The following is a 16547-nucleotide window of genomic DNA, read 5'->3' as shown; positions in this document are numbered from 1 at the left end:
TACGAAAATACACGGCCAACAAAGATCAACTAACCAAAAATAATGGGGATAAATGGAAAAAGGAGAATTTGAGTTGGTTCAAATTCTCCTTTTTCCTATCTAGAAGCTAGTTTTGTCCCAGCCTCTTTTTGTTCATGAGCGGTCCATTCGGTTTCATTGAATTGCTTGTGAAAGGTACATGTTTTCAGGAAAAGCGTCCGTAATCGTTAATCTTCATCCCGGACATCCATGTCATCCGGAATTGGGGTGTTTTGCCAAAGTTCCATTTCTTCCTTCAGGAGTTTTAATTGTTCAAGGTACGTGTCAAATTGGTCGCTGTTGATGAGGAATTGTTCACCATCGTGGACAGCTTTGATGCGGCCTTCGTAAATGTAGCGCAGGACCATTTCTTCAGGCATTGAGAGATCTTTTGCCGTTTCGCTAACGGTTTTATACATATTACGACCCGCCTTTCATTTTATGATTTCACTGTGTAAACGATCCGTCATTTCTTACTTTTATTTTACATTATTATTATAGGAAACGGCGAGGATTTTAAGCGGTTTTCGAAATGATGTAATCATCTGAAAAATATGGTAGCATTACAGTAAAATAGCATTTCGGGAGGATATGCAATGAACATATTACCATATATATTCGTGTTGCTTGCGGCAATGTTGTGGGGAACCGTTGGAACCACCCAAACTTTTTTGCGGGAAGGCATTTCGCCAATCGCTGTTGCAGGAGTGCGTTCAGCGATTGGGGGAGGGGTATTGCTCATTGCAGTCCTCATCATGCGGAAAATCAATTTTAAAAAATGGTCTTGGAAATGGACCGTTTTTGCAGCACTGACGATCGCTTTATTCCAATGTTTATTTTTCACTTCTGTCCGCTATACGGGAGTGGCGGTTGGAACGGTGGTAACCATTGGCAGTTCACCGGTCTTTTCTGGAATCATTGAATGGCTGCTTTTTAAACGACGTCCGAACAGAGTGTGGGGAATTGCAACATTGCTCGCCATTATAGGCTGCATTTTGTTATTTGTAACGCGGGGGGATACAACGATTCATCCTTTGGGCATTTTGCTTGCTTTATGTGCCGGGTCCATGTTTGCCCTTTATACAAATTGCAGCAAGAAATTGACGGAAAGGGAAGAGACGTTGCCGAGCGTGGCGATGACCTTTACTTTATGTGCGCTGTTTCTGTTGCCCTTTTCGGGAAGTGGCGTTTCCTGGGTGTTGGAAGGGCAAAATCTGTGGCCAATGCTTTTTATGGGCCTATTTGCAACGAGTTTAGCCTACATCTTCTATTTGGCGGGTCTTGAAAAAATCAGTTCTTCTTCAGCGGTGACATTGTCTTTGGCGGAGCCTTTGACAGCGGCTTTACTCGGGGTCTTTTTGGTAGGGGAATATTTAAGCCCAATGAGTTGGATGGGCGTGCTGCTGCTGCTTGGCGGGATTCTTGTATTGACCATTGGAAGCAGGAAAACCGTTAAATATTTGAAAGACGCAAGTTCACAATAAATCATTAAAATGAATTAAATGCCTGCAAAATTTTGCAGGCATTTATTATATGTATAGATGTTTCTTTAACGAATCAGCAGGAAATGCGTAAAATATAGGGACTAAGTACTGTATTTCGGAGTATGTAATAAAAATATAATATCAGAAAAGAAATTGAAATATATTTAACATAAAGAAATATTTGTCGAATCCAAAGGAAAACTACCTATTTGTTCGGTCGAATAATGGTATTTATTTGTATGTAACGGCAAATTTTTGAGAAAAGTGTAATTGAATGCTTATATTTAACTATAACAATTAACCATTTTATTATTAAAATATCGACATGTTTTATACATTTTTTTTATACTAGTTTTCATCATTTTTATATTATGTATATGGAAAGAATCATCCCTCCGCTTTTCTGTTCATTTTTTCCATCATTTTTTTATGCATTTTTTTGGGAGGTATTTCCGCTATTTTGAATAAATCGCTTTGAAAAAATTCATGCAGCGAAATACCGCAACCTTGGCAATACTTCGTTATTGTATCAATCTTAGGATGCTTTGATCTTCCTTGAAGGATTTCTGAAATGGTGGATTGTCTCAGACCACCCAGTTTGCCGATTTCTGCTGGTGTTTTGCCCCGTTCTTCCGCAAGTTCTTTCATCCGTAAGGCCAGAGCTGTATGTATATCCAATGATGCCGATCCTCCTTCCTTCAATGAAATCTTTTTCTCCCCAACACTGTATTTTTATCCACTCTTTAGAATGACAGCTTTTTTGAAACTAATATAACTATACATATTTCAAAATCCACATTCCAGCGAAACGAATCAAAGAAAATATAAAGAAAAAGATAAATTTTGCACAAATCGGTGCTTTTTGACTAATGGACCAATTTTTTTAGGAATTATGGATAAATTGACTAATAACAAAACTTTGTTAAAATTTAAATGCCAATTAATATTGAATATTCAATAAATTTTTAAATATTCATTGTTGTGCGGGATATCGTAACTAATAAATGGTGGTGAAATGTTTGTTACTCGGAGATTGGATGAAACGGGAACGGGAAAAGCGCAATATCACACAGTTGGAAGTGGCGGAATCCGTTGGTGTTTCGCAAGCAAAAATTAGTTTCTGGGAAAATAATAAAACACTGCCTTCTGTTTACGATCTATATAAATTTTCTTGTCTGATCGGTTTAACTTCTTTGGGAGAGATCCCCTTCGACAAAATAGACTTTGATAAAGGTGAGAGAGTAATGGAAAGAATGAGTTTATATGAGTTGCCTGCAAATGATTCGATAAGAACTTTTGAAGGTAAAACATATGAACTTAAAGGCTTCGTGGGTATCGAAAAGGAAACGGGCGAAATTGAAAAAGTGACAGAGTTATATTATCGGGCAAGAACCGTTGTAAAAAACAATCATGTGATTGCAAAGCGCAAGAATGAAACAGATGAATTAAAAAAAGTGAAACCTAAAAAAATCAAAGCGAAAGCAAATGTATAAATAGATAAATATAAACTTAACCATTTGGGGCCGACAACACACTCAATAAGGACGGTTATTAAAAAAACAATTGAATAACGATGTGTCTGTTGCCTGGTAGTCGGGCAGACGGATATACATAAGTGAAGGTTCAATAAGTGACTCCTAAAACTTGTTCATGAAAAAGGCTACATGGATAGTTCTGTGTTATCTAAAAACACTGTGCATTGCAGCTATATGCTGCATAGAGTTTGTGAGTGAACGGCTATAAACTCACCGAATCCCCAAACTGTCCTTATTGAGTGTGTTGTGGGGGGCTCTTTTGCGGAATTTTTGAGAATCAGTTCAAGTGGAAATCAGGATGTGAACGATCGAATCGGCACCTTGGAGTAAAAGGGAGGGAAATGAATGGAGAATTTAATCGCTACGGGACAAGCCTTTCTTGAATGGCTGCAAATGCCTGCCGTTATAGCGACTGCCATTGCATTTTGTATCGGCGGATATTATTTGATTTTCGGAGGGGAACAAGGCCGCCAAAAAGCCGTCAAATGGTTTATTGGCGGGGTGGTCGGTTTAATTGTTGTTTTAGGCGCATATTCTCTTGCGAATTCGATCAGTTCAAATATTAAATTTTAAGATTTCAGAGCTACTCTAAAAATCATTGGGAAGAGTAGCTTTTATTGTTTGCGGGATATCATCACCAATAAATATGTTTAAGCCATCTATGCATGCGGGATGGCTTAAATTTTTGGAAAGGAGATTACAGATGAAGGTAATTTTTTACAACGTTCCAAATTCAAAAATAAAGAATTTCGAACTCATGTCATTCGCTGAAGCGGTCAAATTGAGCCATAAAATTGAACACGAATGCCGCAAAGAAAAGGAGCAATTCACCAGCGAATTTCAAGTCTTGGGGGATAACAACAAAGTTTATTATAGAGGAACATTTGAATTTGGTTCTTATGAATTTCCGAATATTTATCACAAAATTAAAAATATGGCCAACCGCATTAAGGTGGATAAACAATTTCAGGCCGATAAGCTGTATCTGTTAGATCAAATCGAGAAGTTGACACCGGAGAAATACAAAAAGGAAGAAAAGGTAGATAAATTCCTCGCCAAAGTGGATAAAAGTCAAATTTCAAAATTAAAAGGATGGCAGCGTAAAAGCGTTTATGCAATTGCCGTATTGGGTCTGACAGGATCTTTAGTGACAGGATTTACATACGTGGTTCAAAAAGACAACTATGAAAAAGCCCTCGCAGACAGCGGCGAAGAATTGAAACAATCGCAGGAATTAATAGCGATATATGAGAGTGCTTTAATGGGCGACAAAAACGAAATGTTTGCCAAACTTGAACAATTAGATAAGAAGAAGCTGACGGATAATCAAGTGCAAATTTTATTTCTTGAATATATAAACAATAACAAATTCCAAAAAGCGGTTGAGTTATTTGATGGAGATCATATTCAGGCTGAAACAATGATCATGAGTTCAACGCTTCCAAAGAAAACAAAAAGGGAAAAAATAGCGGCATTTAACGAAATTTATCCCACAAATGAGGCAAGATATGATTTGGCTTATTTGGACGGGGACTGGAAACTGATGCTGAACATCCAAAATGTAAGAATGAATGTGAAACGCTCCGAAATGAAAACTTATGCATTATTGAAACTTGGAAAAATAGATGAGGCGAAACTGGAATTAAACAATAACAATAGTGATGAATTATCTAAAAAGATTACGAAATATGAGGTTATCACTGCTGAAATTAAAACATTGGAAGAAAAATATAAAGTCATGGTGAATGAGCGGAAAATTAATGAAGCGAACCAACTGGCCAAACAAATTACAGATAAAAGAAAAGAATTGCAAAGTTTATAAAGAAAAGCAATGGAAGCCGGCGGGGCGCATTTTTGCGGCATAGATAATATTTAAACTGGAAAGGTGTTTCCACAAAAGCGGAATAGAAACGAAGGAAAATCATTAGGAAGGAGATCAAAGGTGCAAAATGCTTTATACCAAATTATCCAAAAAAATAAATCATTACTTGAGAGAGGCGGAAAAATAAGGGTTTTGTTAAACGATTGTTTCATCACCATTTTTAATGAAACGGATGAGGAAACTTCCGCCCAAAAAACAATCACCCTTGTGGACACATACGATTATAAAATCAATCGAAATCTTTCGGAAATTATTGAAATGTAAAAGATGAAACGCTGCAATCGAAGTTGATGCAAAATTGAACGGTAATAAAAGGCGGTGAGAAAATCACGTGAGTAATCAAGAAACCATTGATATTTTGGAAAAATTCGAGGATTTCCTTTCGATAGGAAATGTTTTTATGGATGGAATGCGTACGGTTGGTTGGGTGGTCATCAAAGGTTTATCCATCTTAGTGGACGGGATGGAAAATGTCATTGACACCATATTACTGACGAAGCAATTTTTCCAAAACCCGGAAGTGGTCTCGTTTATAGATTCCATCAGACCGTTGTTATGGGTTTTATTGGCCCTTAGTTTAATTATTACCGGGTATATGTTGATTTTCCAAAGAAAATTGGATGCTGAAACAATCGGGATCAATTTAATCGTATCCATTTCCGTTTTAGTATTGATGTTCAGCGGGATGGAAAGGGTGAATCAGTTTACGGATGAAGCGATCCGCGCCATCAATAACGGATCATTATACAGTGTTGATAATGGAACCATATCGGAAAACATCATTTCCAGGAATATAACAGACTTAGTGGAGTTTGATAAAAATAACTGGGAGAACCCGGAGAAAATCCAAAGCTTGCCATTGAGTATCGTACGCAATATTAAAATTACAGAAAAACTCAAACATGAAGAATTGAATCTCCAGCATCCCGAAGTCGCCCAGCATTATTTGACATGGAAAAACGGCTCTGTCGAATTGGCCGAACTTGAACAAGACGGGGAAAACGGATGGAATGAAGAATACTACTATAGATTCTCGGTTGATTGGCTGACCATCGTCATTACTCTTGGCGCATTGGGATTCACATTGTTCGCCATTGCTTATAAGCTGGCAAGGCTGTCATTTGAATTGGTGTTTAATCAGTTGCTCGCAACGATTATCGCCCCTGTTGATATCCATGACGGACAAAAAACAAAAAAGATTTTGCAAAATATATTGGGCATTTTTATCGTGGTCATCTTAATCTTCCTGTCGATGAAACTTTATATGATCGGGACTGTCTGGTTGGAAAATAATTTGGATGGATGGGCGTATTTAATCGCTTTAATCGGTTTCAGTGTGGCGGTGATCGACTGCCCGAATATAGTGGAAAGGCTGTTTGGCATCGATGCCGGCCTCAGAAATGGTTGGGGATTGGCGGTCGGAGCGTATGCTACCGAAAAATTCGGAAACGGATTGGCCAAAGCGATCAAAGGCAAATTATCAGCGGAGCATACTCTTGAAGATATAAACCAAGGCCAATCCAAAAATCAAAGAATTGAAACTGAACATGTAATCGGAAATCAATCGCCTTTAAGTAAATTGCAACCCAAATCCCCATTTGAAAGTAATGTTAATCAATCGCTGGCAGGGCATTTGGCGGGCTCCGGTATGAAAGCTGTCAGCCAAACAGGAACAGAAGCCCAAGATATCAACCTTGCAATCGGGAAAAACCGCCAAGGCCATCTAAATGCGGCAAGTTCTCCTTACAGCGAAGATTTATCAGTGAACAATAAAGGGCAACAAACTTCAACTCAAAATGTCCAAAATCATCAAACCAAAAAACATTCAATCGATTTCTCCAATGGATTCGCAGATGAAAATGAATCATTGGCATATGAAACGAATCGCCATTCCCAAGAAAACGGAAACGATCAACGAAAATATATTATTAAAAGTCAAAGTGCGGAAGAACGATTAAAACGAATCAAAAAACGTGAAAAAGTGAAGTCATAAACTGAAAGAAAGGTAGTGTTGCCATTTAAAATACTACTTTTCTTTTTTAACGGGGTGTGATTATGCGCATTTATCGGATTCCTAGGGAAATTTCCAGTGAATTGAAAATTACGAAATTCATTTATTTGTTCGATTTACTTTTTATTGTCGGATTAATTTTATTCAGAGCAATCACCATCGAATATGTACACAGTGATTTAAAAGTCTGGTACACGGTTTTCTTGGTGCTGTTTGGCATATTTATGATTATTCGACCGAAAAGCAATCCGAACAAACGGATGTTTCATGCGATATATTATGCGATTGTGCGAAAAAAAAATACTTATTGTGCAATCGATCATTCTGAAAGTGAGTGACATGAATGGTATTTTTAGATGAAAAAAAGACGAAGCAGAAAAGTTCGCAAAACGGTTTTGCGATTCTTGATGAGAACAACGTCATTTCCGAAAAACAGGAGAAACAGAAAAAAACGGCCGTTAAATCTTCTTTCGCAGAAATCTGTCCAATTATTGATATCACCAACAATGATTTTTTCGAAATGAGGAGCGGCGAATATCTGGAAATTGTTCAAATCGAATCGAAGGACATTTACTCGCTTAATGAAACAGATTTGCAGAATGATATTAATACCTTGGCCATATTTTACGCCACCTATATTGACGATCTGAAAATCGTCCCGTTGGATGTGCCTTTGAGTTTGGAACGGCAAAAAGCCTATATTGCCCAACGAATGAGAAACAATAAAAATCCGGCCTACGAAACTTTTTTAAAAGCGAGAATGAAAGAATTGGAAAACCTTGAAAAATACCGTACGAACCGGGAGTACTTCTTATTTCTTTATTCTGACGATGAAAAGAAGTTATTGGAAAAGGTACAGCGGGTGAAAAGTTTGTTAAGCCGAAGCAATCCGGTGATTGGGATTCCTTTGGAGAAAAAGACCAATATTCTATTCCAATTGTTTAACCCTAACACAAAACCGTTGAACGAAAATGAATAAGGGGGCAGGAAGGGCATGGATCTGATTGAAAAATTGCAACGTATCATCCGAAAGAAATCCGACGAAGAAGTAAAAGTTGAAAAAGGCTACAACCCCAATCTGGTTGCGGCGATACAGCCACAAGGCGGGATTAAATTTGAACCGAATTATATACGTTTGGGAGACGGGTACATAACGTGTTTGCATGTCTATAAATATCAAAGCATCGTACAAGATTATTGGTTGGAACCCATTTTAAACATGCCCAATGTCATTGCCACAATTGATATTGCCAATGCCAATAAACATGAAGTGGTTGAAAAAATCAATCGTGCGATGGCCGAGCAGAACGCCCGTTTTTACAACGCCAAAGAAAATATTGAGCGCATTGATGCACGAAATCTGTATCAGGAATTGGATCAGCTTTACAATGACATAGCGCTCGGGGAAATTGTCAAATGTATTCATCTCCGTTTATACGTGAAAGGCAAAACTTTGGAAGAATTGGAGATTAATACACGCAGAGTAATGGAAGAATTGGAAGCGATGAATTTCCGTTCCGCTGTTTTTCTAAATGAACAGGAATGGGAATGGGAAAGTATGTTTACGAGCTATCATACACAATTGAAATATGTCAATAAACGAAAAGGAAAAGAAATTTCCGCTACCACATTGGCTGGAGGATATCCTTTCCACTACACCGCTTTGCACGATCCGAATGGCACTTATCTAGGCACAACCTACACTGGAGGAACCGTGCTGTTCGATCTTTTCCATAAAGACAAACAAAGGAAGCATTATAATGCTTTAATGGTCGGCGTGATGGGAAGCGGGAAATCGACATTGTTGAAAAAAATGGTTCTTGAACAGGCGATACGCGGAAACAAAGTTCGCATCCTCGATATAACCGGTGAATTCAGCGAGTTGGTGGAAGCCCTTGGTGGAAAACAGATCGCATTGGACGGTTCGGAAGGGATCATTAACCCTCTGCATGTATATAAAACAGCGGTCAATGATGATGGCAGCACGAATGAAGAACTGTCTTTCATGCAGCATCTATCCAAGTTGAAAGTTTTTTATAATTATCTGAAGCCGACAGCGACCGATGATGAAAAGTCGATGTTTTCTTCTCTATTATTAAAGTTATATATTCGAAAGGGTTTGTGGTCGGAAAAGAAAGTATTGCCGATTACAACCTTCAAAGCACATGAATATCCAACTTTCAGCGAGTTCCTTCAGTTAATCCGGGATGAACTTTACGAGGACTTTCCGAACAGAATCATCAAACAAAATTTGTCGGAAAGCAATGTGGCCATATTAAGCAGTATCGAATTGACGATAAAAAATCTGATTGAAATTTATAGTCAAATTTTCGATGGACATTCATCCATCCGATCCTTTGATGATGAACTGATTGTGTCGTTTCCCTTGCGTTCATTGTTATCATTGCAAGGGGAGATTTTCCAGGCGCAATTGTTCAATATCATGAACACCCTATGGGATGGAATGATTGTCAACGGATCCAACCAATTCAGAAAGTTCAATCACGGGGAATTGACGGTGGAAGATGCTGTCAAATACCTCATTATTATGGACGAAGCGCATAACATCATCAACACAAGGGATATTTCAAAGCCGGCCGTCCAATATATTGAACGGTTTATGCGTGAAGCCAGAAAATACTTCGGAGGCATATTCTTTGTAAGCCATTCGATTAATGACTTCGTGCCGAACTATGATGGGAAAATTACCAATGACAACGCTGAAAATATTAAAAAATTGTTCCAACTTACCCAATACAAATTTATCGCGCAACAGGATGCCATTACTTTGCCGATCATCAAATCCATTTTTGAAGGTCAGATAACCGATTCTGAATTGCAGCTAATTCCTAGGTTCGAAACGGGCCACTTAATCCTTTCCATTTCCGGGGTTAAAAATATAACGTTTAAAGTCGAAATTCCGCCTAATGAATTAACTTTATTCGGTGGTGGCGCATAATGGTAAAAGTCATAAATGCCACTGCCGCTGTCGGAAAAAAATCTGTAAAAAACCGAATCAAAGAAAAATATAGAGTTCTTACGGTCAGAAAGAAAATCATCCTTTGGAGCATTGCGATCATTGCTTTGCTCTTTTTTATTATCATGATCGGCATCATCGGGGCCATACAAGGTGTTTTAAAGACAGGGGAAAATGTGGAAATGTCGGCTTTTGGTACGGCTCAAGTATCGCCGGAAGTTGAACGGTATCGGGAACAAATCGCTTCCGAATTATCCAAATTTGAGCTTGAACAATATACAGATTTATTGCTTGCTTTAATGATGCAGGAGAGTGGAGGAAGAGGCAATGATCCGATGCAGGCAAGTGAATCAAAATGCGGGCGAATCGGATGTATCAAGAACCCGGACGAAAGTATTGTGTATGGTGTAAAACACTTCGTCAATGTTTTGCAAAAGGCGAATTACGATGTAAAATTGACGCTTCAAAGCTATAACTTCGGAAGCGGATTTATTGACTATGTGATGGCCAATGGAGGAGCGTACACAAAGGAATTGGCGATTGAGTATTCGCAAAAAATGTATCAAAAGTTCAAAAACACCGGGTTGTATAAATGCCATAGACCTGCCGCCATTCAATATCAAGCTTGCTATGGGGACATTGAATATGTGGATGCCGTATTGAGATACTTGCCTTCTGCGATGATGGGCAATTCAGCCACACTTTCAAACGGTTTCTCCTCTCCATTGAAACGGTCGTTGGAAATCACTTCACCTTATGGATGGCGCACTTTGGACGGGGTAAGAGAGTTTCATTTGGGAGTGGATTTGAGTTGCAATGAATCGAATACAGTCCATGCCGTTCAGGATGGTGTAGTGGTTTATGCAGGCGTAAGGGGCACGTACGGAAACCTGGTTCAAATCCAGCATGGCAATTTCATCAGCGCTTACGCCCATTTAAGTAAAATCAATGTAAAAAACGGCCAAAGTGTTTCAAGCGGGCAATCAATCGGTGCTTGCGGAAAAACCGGACGTGCTACGGGTACTCACTTGCATTTTGAACTCAAGACGGAAATGTGGGGTGGCCAATTTGACCCAACACCATTTTTATTCAAATAAGGGGAGAATCGCGGTATGCAAGCCAAATATCTCAGCATAATGGTGACGCTTGGTATTGTCCTTGTCCTTTCTCTTTCGGGAAACATCTACTCTTTTAAGAAATTGGCAAACAACGAATCGGAAAGACATGAAAGATACGCGAAATTGCTGGAAGAAAAAGAAAAGGAAATCTCGGATTTGCAGCAGGAAGTCCTTGCTTTGGAGAATCAACCGGATATACAAAATGGGGAAAATACAAAGAAAAGTGATAATGGGGGATATTCATCCGGTAACCAGTCGACTGAAAACTTAAAGAATACAGCGCGGAGATTTATAGAATACGCCTATAACGTGAATTCGGAAAACTATGTGACCGCCAAACAAAACGCTTCACATTATATGACCGATGAACTGACCGAAACCCTTTTTCCCAGCGACGGCTTGGACGAATCCCAATTCAAATCCACCACGAAAGTGAGCAACATTCAGGTGTATTTAAACAGCGAAGATAATAAAAAAGTGATTGTCAGTTATGATTTGAAAATCGATTATAAGAATGGTTATGTGGAGAAAAGAAATGACTTTGTTTTACTTCACATGGTTGAAACTGGCGGAATTTATAAAGTGAAAGGGATAGAGCCCATCAATAATATAGGAGGTGTTTGACCGGAATGAAGAAGAAAAAGAGGAAAAATTTGACTACCCAATGGTCCAATTTATATATCGTCATCACCCTTTTCTTTATTGTAGGATTTGCATTTTTTTTAACAAGCAAAGTGTTCATTGCGGATGAATTGGACATTTTGAATACGGAAATCGGGAAAGAACATAATCTCAATTCGAACGGCAAATTCATCATCAAAGATTGGGTTTATGATGAAAAAAACCATAAAATGCAAGTCACTTTAATTACATCGAATATGAGAAGTTACTTATCCGAATTGAACTTCAGGGCTGTGGCGAGAGTAAACTTGGACAAGGAATTGCCGACGGAAGTGGTTTATTCCAGCAATGATATTTACATCATTGACATTCATGAAGTGCCGAAAAACTTCCAACAAGTAGCGTTGCGTCTGGTGAAAAAAGATATTTTATTGGGCGAAGAATTCGAACAGGAATCAACGGAAAATCATAATGAAGAAAAATTGATAACCAGCATTTATGCGGATGAAAGGGTGGTCAAAAGAGGTTCCATCACGGAAAGAAATGTAAAGGATTATGCCATCCAGGTAACGGATGAAATGATTGAAGAAAGTAAAAAAGAAATTGAAGAATTGAACAATAAAATCAAAAATGAGAAGAGTGTAATCAATCGCATCAATGAGGAAATTGCCACATTAAAAAATGAAATTATTTATCAGACATTGGAAGAGCAGGAGCAGACAAACAACAGCATTTATAATATGGAAAAGGAAATCCAAAAATCCAACAATACAATTGAAAATTTAGAGCTGGACATTAAATCGTTGGAAGCCAAAATAGAAAGGTTGGAACAACGGAAACGTGATTTGAAATATTTTAATTGATGCGGTTTTTCTTAAGCATCAGGAAAGACCTGTTTTATGGAAATGGAAGAATGAGCGGCCGGAAAGAAAAAGTCCGGCTGCGCTTTTTTTTTACAAACTTGGATAAGTAAAAGTCCGGCTTCATTATTGGCCTCAAGCAAGCATCCTCTTTTGCAACCCCTCTTACGTTCCATGCTTATTCCCCATAAGTCTTCTTAAATGTCTTTCCGCATGCCAAGGGATCGTTTTTGCAATCAGCAGAGCGGACATGCAGGAAGATGGGCAAAGCCGCCGTCAGATCCCCCTTTTTTGATGTGTGATAAAGTTATCTTCATCGAACAAAAATGAAGAAGTGTTTAAACTTCTCCAACTTTTTTAATAGAGCTGCTATCAACCAAAATATACCAGTAAACGGCCTGTTTTCGTGTTAAAATTATATTTACATCTATACATAAAAATGAAGTGGGAATCTTAAGGATTTCTTAAGATTTTCCACCCCAATTTTGTAAGAAACATATTTTATGATTAAACTGTAAGAAAAAGAGATGAGGTGGTACGGATGGATTTGACTGTGCTTGTCACAGACGATGATCAGGACATTCGTGACGGCATCGAAATTTATTTAAAAAACGAAGGCTATAACGTGTTGAAGGCAAAAGACGGAAAAGAGGCGCTCGAGATTCTTTCCAAAAATGAAGTGCATCTGATTATTTTGGATATCATGATGCCGAATTTGGATGGCATACAAGCAACGTTTAAAATCCGGGAAGAGCGCAACATTCCGATTATTATGTTAAGTGCAAAAGCCGAAGAAACGGACAAAATTCACGGACTCTCGATTGGTGCGGATGACTACATTACAAAGCCGTTTCATCCACTGGAGCTGATTGCCCGTGTGAAATCCCAGCTTAGACGATACACCCAGCTTGGTACATACAACGGTGCGCCCCATTCGAAAATCGAAGTCAACGGTCTGTCCATCGATCGGGAAGCGAAAGAAGTGCGGCTCAATGGGGAGATTGTGAAGCTCACCCCGATCGAATACAAAATCACCGAGCTGCTCCTTACAAATGCGGGCCGCGTCTTTTCAATACAGGAAATCTATGAACGGGTATGGAATGAAGAGGCGTACAATGCGGAAAATATCGTTCCGGTGCACATTCGGAAAATCCGTGAAAAAATCGAAGCAGATCCGAAAAATCCAAGATATTTAAAGGTTGTGTGGGGAATTGGATACAAAATTGAAAAATAAGTTGGAAAACGGTTTGATGGGTATCAGCTTTATCGCTTCAATAATAGGAATCATCTTAATCATTCGTTTTACAATTCTCTTTTTGGCAAGAGAATGGGCTACCATTATCACCTTTATGGCAAAGGTGTTTTGAGAAGGAGAGAACCGCATGAAAAATAAATGGAAAACCCTCCTCTCTCTTTTTCTTATGACATGGGTTATATTTTCATTTTTTTTGCTTATTAATTTTGGTACGCAATATATCGGGAAATCTTATTTCGATTCAGGCAATTTTAATGCGAATCTGGGACGATTTAAAGATGGAATAGGCCGCTACGTCTTGGAACCTTTTGATTTGGAAGAGGCAAAAAAGCAGATAACGGTGACACAAGAAGAAATTGAATATCACCGGAATTATTATGGGTCATTGACCGATCAAGTGGCAAACATCAAAGCGCAGTACCAGGAACGAATTGAACAGGCTGCCGATGACCCGGAATTGCAAAAGATGCTGACGGAAGAGCGGGATCGGAAAATCGAGGATATTAAGAAAAACTTTAGCGATGATGAATATGTAGAGGAAAAAGTCCGCAAGCAAAAAGAAGAGATTATCGATAAGTATGCCGCATCGCAAAAAGAAGAAGAAAAAGTCTTTTTGGATGAATTTAACTATTTTGCATATGAGTTGCGGAATGTGGAGACGGGAGAAACCTTCCAGTCTGGAGATGTGAATGCGGATGCCGTTTTTACAGAAAGTTTTGGAAGAAAAAATGGCTATTTAGTCGTAAACAGTTCCAGAACCATTCAACCGGATTATTATGATGACACATTAATGAATCATGAAATTCCGGTGACTGGAAAAGTGTTCCGTTTTGAAGGGAAAATCACCATTCCGAAATCGATGATGAACAACGCCTACTTTAAAGAGGATTATCAAGCATTCATGCTGTCCAAAATGAGCCTTTACGGCATTTGGGCTACCGCCTTGTTAGCGATCGCAGCGCTGTTGACTTTCGCAAAACCTTCATTGGACAATTTATTAAGTCATAAGCGGGGAAAAGGATTATTTTTACAATTGCCGGTGGATGTCAGAATCGCAGTAGTCCTCATTTCCGCAAGTTTGGCTTATAAATTCATTTTGGATATGGGGAATTTGATTGTATATAACACCTATTATTTCCAAAACGAGTATTGGATACGATATATCTTTGATTTGGCTTATCATTTTGCATTCCTTTTCATTTTTGCGGCAGTGAGCATTTTGGGGGCTGTATGGATTTGGGAATCGTTGGACAATGAAGAAAAGGTAATAAGTGAATGGAAAAACGCCTTTCTGTACCGTTTGTCTGACGGTATCCAAGATTTATTTTTATCCCGTTCCATCGGGGTACAGGCGTTATTCATCTTATGCGTCGCTTTTTTTGCAGGGTTCGGCTTTGCGGTGGTGTTCATGGATCTCCAAGCAATCGTTGTTTATGTTCCATTGTTTCTTTTTATCGCACTGCCGGCCGTCATCGTTTTTTTAAGAAATGCAGGGTATTTAAACCGCATCATGAAGCAAACGGAAGAGATGGCGGAAGGGCGTTTGACGGCGGAGGTAGAGGTGAAAGGGAAGTCGCCGCTTGCCAAACACGCGCAAAATTTGAACGAATTGCAGGAAGGGGTTCGCAAATCTTTGACGGAGCAGGCGAAAAGCGAGCGTTTGAAAACGGAATTGATTACGAATGTCAGCCACGATTTGCGGACGCCTTTGACTTCCATTATTACGTATACGGATTTATTGAAAAATCCGGAGATAACGGAAGAAGAAAGGAACAGATATATCGAAATATTGGATAATAAATCCCAACGATTGAAAACGCTGATTGAGGATCTCTTTGAAGTATCGAAAATGTCCAGCGGGAATGTGGAGCTGAAGAAGGAACGAATCAATCTGACGCAACTGTTGCAACAGGCGGTTGGCGAACATAAAGAAGATTTTGAAAAAGCGAACTTGGAATTGCGTGTCGTGTTGCCGGATGAACCGATTTACGCCGATGTGGACGGTCAAAAATGGTGGCGGGTGATTGATAATTTGATTGTCAATGCATTGAAATATTCACTGAGCGGCACGAGAGTTTATGTGACGTTGAAAAAGGTTGGCTCCATGGCTGAATTTTCGGTGAAAAATATAGCCAATTATGAATTGGGAGATAATGTGGAGGAATTGAAGGAACGGTTCAAGCGGGCGGATGAGTCGAGACATACGGAAGGCTCCGGTCTTGGACTTGCCATCGCCCAATCGATTGTGGAGTTGCATCACGGGAAATTGGAGATTGGCGTGGATGGAGATTTATTTAAAGTCGTTGTGACAGTGAGCGCAGTGTGAGTTTAAGAGTTTGATGATGAAAGGGAGCAAATGGGGAAATTCTCCGTTTGCTCTTTCTTTTAATTTGTGTGGATATTTGTATTAATTGGTGCGGAAAGTACGTGATTTGGTGAGGATCAGCATCTAATTGGTGTGGATAACACCCGATTTGGTGCGGATACAGCATTAATTGGTGTGGATAACACCTTATTTGGTGCGGATACAGCATTAATTGGTGTGGATAACACCCGATTTGGTGCGGATGCAGCATTAATTGGTGTGGATAACGCCCGATTTGGTGCGGATGCAGCATTAATTGGTGTGGATAACGCCCGATTTGGTGCGGGTGCAGCCTCCATTGGTGTGGATAATACTTGATTTGGTGCGGATGCAGCCTCAATCAGTTCAGTCAACTTCCTTCCATTTTGAACGGTCATTCTCATTTAGTGGAACTTCGCTTATTCAATTTTCGAACGGAAAT

Annotated in this window: 18 protein-coding genes; 16 read left to right on the top strand and 2 right to left on the bottom strand. The window is 39.1% G+C overall.

Going from position 1 to position 16547, the window contains the following annotated elements:
* Positions 1 to 206: 206 nt before the first annotated feature.
* Positions 207 to 437, bottom strand: a complete 231-nt coding sequence (locus ACFPOH_RS15025) for an excisionase family DNA-binding protein (RefSeq protein ID WP_342580774.1) — start codon at positions 435 to 437, stop codon at positions 207 to 209.
* Positions 438 to 614: 177 nt separating this feature from the next.
* On the opposite strand from ACFPOH_RS15025, the gene ACFPOH_RS15020 reads away from it, so the two are divergent.
* A complete protein-coding gene (locus ACFPOH_RS15020) occupies positions 615 to 1502 on the top strand; it encodes a DMT family transporter (RefSeq protein WP_342470584.1) in 888 nt (295 codons plus the stop codon).
* Positions 1503 to 1889: 387 nt separating this feature from the next.
* Here ACFPOH_RS15020 and ACFPOH_RS15015 read toward each other — a convergent pair whose 3' ends face one another.
* Positions 1890 to 2180, bottom strand: coding sequence for a helix-turn-helix domain-containing protein (locus ACFPOH_RS15015; RefSeq protein ID WP_342470583.1), 291 nt, complete (start codon positions 2178 to 2180; stop codon positions 1890 to 1892).
* 341 nt (positions 2181 to 2521) lie between these two features.
* Between ACFPOH_RS15015 and ACFPOH_RS15010 the strand changes: the two genes are divergently transcribed.
* The 15 genes from ACFPOH_RS15010 to ACFPOH_RS14940 all read left to right on the top strand — a co-directional run bounded on the left by ACFPOH_RS15010 (position 2522) and on the right by ACFPOH_RS14940 (position 16444).
* Complete coding sequence (locus tag ACFPOH_RS15010) at positions 2522 to 2995, top strand: helix-turn-helix transcriptional regulator (RefSeq protein ID WP_390310453.1); 474 nt, start codon at positions 2522 to 2524, stop codon at positions 2993 to 2995.
* A gap of 387 nt (positions 2996 to 3382) precedes the next feature.
* Positions 3383 to 3610 (top strand): hypothetical protein, encoded by a 228-nt coding sequence (locus tag ACFPOH_RS15005; protein ID WP_390310451.1) that lies wholly within the window; start codon positions 3383 to 3385, stop codon positions 3608 to 3610.
* Between the two features lie 130 nt (positions 3611 to 3740).
* On the top strand, positions 3741 to 4859 hold the full coding sequence (locus tag ACFPOH_RS15000) for a hypothetical protein (RefSeq protein ID WP_342580777.1): 1119 nt from the start codon (positions 3741 to 3743) through the stop codon (positions 4857 to 4859).
* Positions 4860 to 4979: 120 nt separating this feature from the next.
* Entirely contained in the window at positions 4980 to 5183 is a 204-nt protein-coding gene (locus ACFPOH_RS14995) for a hypothetical protein (RefSeq protein WP_342470580.1), read from the top strand.
* Positions 5184 to 5250: 67 nt separating this feature from the next.
* Positions 5251 to 6912: a pLS20_p028 family conjugation system transmembrane protein gene (locus tag ACFPOH_RS14990; RefSeq protein WP_342580778.1), complete on the top strand. Its 1662-nt coding sequence runs from the start codon at positions 5251 to 5253 to the stop codon at positions 6910 to 6912.
* Positions 6913 to 6974: 62 nt separating this feature from the next.
* Positions 6975 to 7268 (top strand): DUF5592 family protein, encoded by a 294-nt coding sequence (locus ACFPOH_RS14985; protein WP_342470578.1) that lies wholly within the window; start codon positions 6975 to 6977, stop codon positions 7266 to 7268.
* 5 nt (positions 7269 to 7273) lie between these two features.
* Positions 7274 to 7909: a hypothetical protein gene (locus ACFPOH_RS14980; protein WP_342470577.1), complete on the top strand. Its 636-nt coding sequence runs from the start codon at positions 7274 to 7276 to the stop codon at positions 7907 to 7909.
* 15 nt (positions 7910 to 7924) lie between these two features.
* Positions 7925 to 9889 (top strand): VirB4 family type IV secretion system protein, encoded by a 1965-nt coding sequence (locus ACFPOH_RS14975; protein ID WP_342470576.1) that lies wholly within the window; start codon positions 7925 to 7927, stop codon positions 9887 to 9889.
* Complete coding sequence (locus ACFPOH_RS14970; protein ID WP_342470575.1) at positions 9889 to 11004, top strand: lysozyme family protein; 1116 nt, start codon at positions 9889 to 9891, stop codon at positions 11002 to 11004. Before ACFPOH_RS14975 ends, ACFPOH_RS14970 begins: the two co-directional genes overlap by 1 nt.
* 15 nt (positions 11005 to 11019) lie before the next feature.
* Entirely contained in the window at positions 11020 to 11649 is a 630-nt protein-coding gene (locus ACFPOH_RS14965; RefSeq protein ID WP_390310447.1) for a hypothetical protein, read from the top strand.
* A gap of 5 nt (positions 11650 to 11654) precedes the next feature.
* On the top strand, positions 11655 to 12509 hold the full coding sequence (locus ACFPOH_RS14960) for a hypothetical protein (RefSeq protein WP_342470573.1): 855 nt from the start codon (positions 11655 to 11657) through the stop codon (positions 12507 to 12509).
* Between the two features lie 538 nt (positions 12510 to 13047).
* Positions 13048 to 13740 carry a response regulator transcription factor gene (locus ACFPOH_RS14955; protein WP_342470572.1) on the top strand — a complete coding sequence of 231 codons (693 nt, stop codon included), beginning with the start codon at positions 13048 to 13050 and terminating at the stop codon, positions 13738 to 13740.
* Positions 13718 to 13873, top strand: coding sequence for a hypothetical protein (locus ACFPOH_RS14950; RefSeq protein ID WP_342470571.1), 156 nt, complete (start codon positions 13718 to 13720; stop codon positions 13871 to 13873). Before ACFPOH_RS14955 ends, ACFPOH_RS14950 begins: the two co-directional genes overlap by 23 nt.
* A 15-nt stretch (positions 13874 to 13888) precedes the next feature.
* Complete coding sequence (locus tag ACFPOH_RS14945; RefSeq protein WP_390310444.1) at positions 13889 to 16087, top strand: histidine kinase dimerization/phospho-acceptor domain-containing protein; 2199 nt, start codon at positions 13889 to 13891, stop codon at positions 16085 to 16087.
* Between the two features lie 132 nt (positions 16088 to 16219).
* Positions 16220 to 16444 (top strand): hypothetical protein, encoded by a 225-nt coding sequence (locus ACFPOH_RS14940; RefSeq protein WP_390310442.1) that lies wholly within the window; start codon positions 16220 to 16222, stop codon positions 16442 to 16444.
* Positions 16445 to 16547 lie beyond the last annotated feature (103 nt).

The organism is Ureibacillus suwonensis, from assembly GCF_042655065.1.
Taxonomy (GTDB): domain Bacteria; phylum Bacillota; class Bacilli; order Bacillales_A; family Planococcaceae; genus Ureibacillus; species Ureibacillus suwonensis.
The sequence above is the reverse complement of the archived record's forward strand: the minus strand, read 5'-3'. Positions and strand labels throughout refer to the sequence as shown.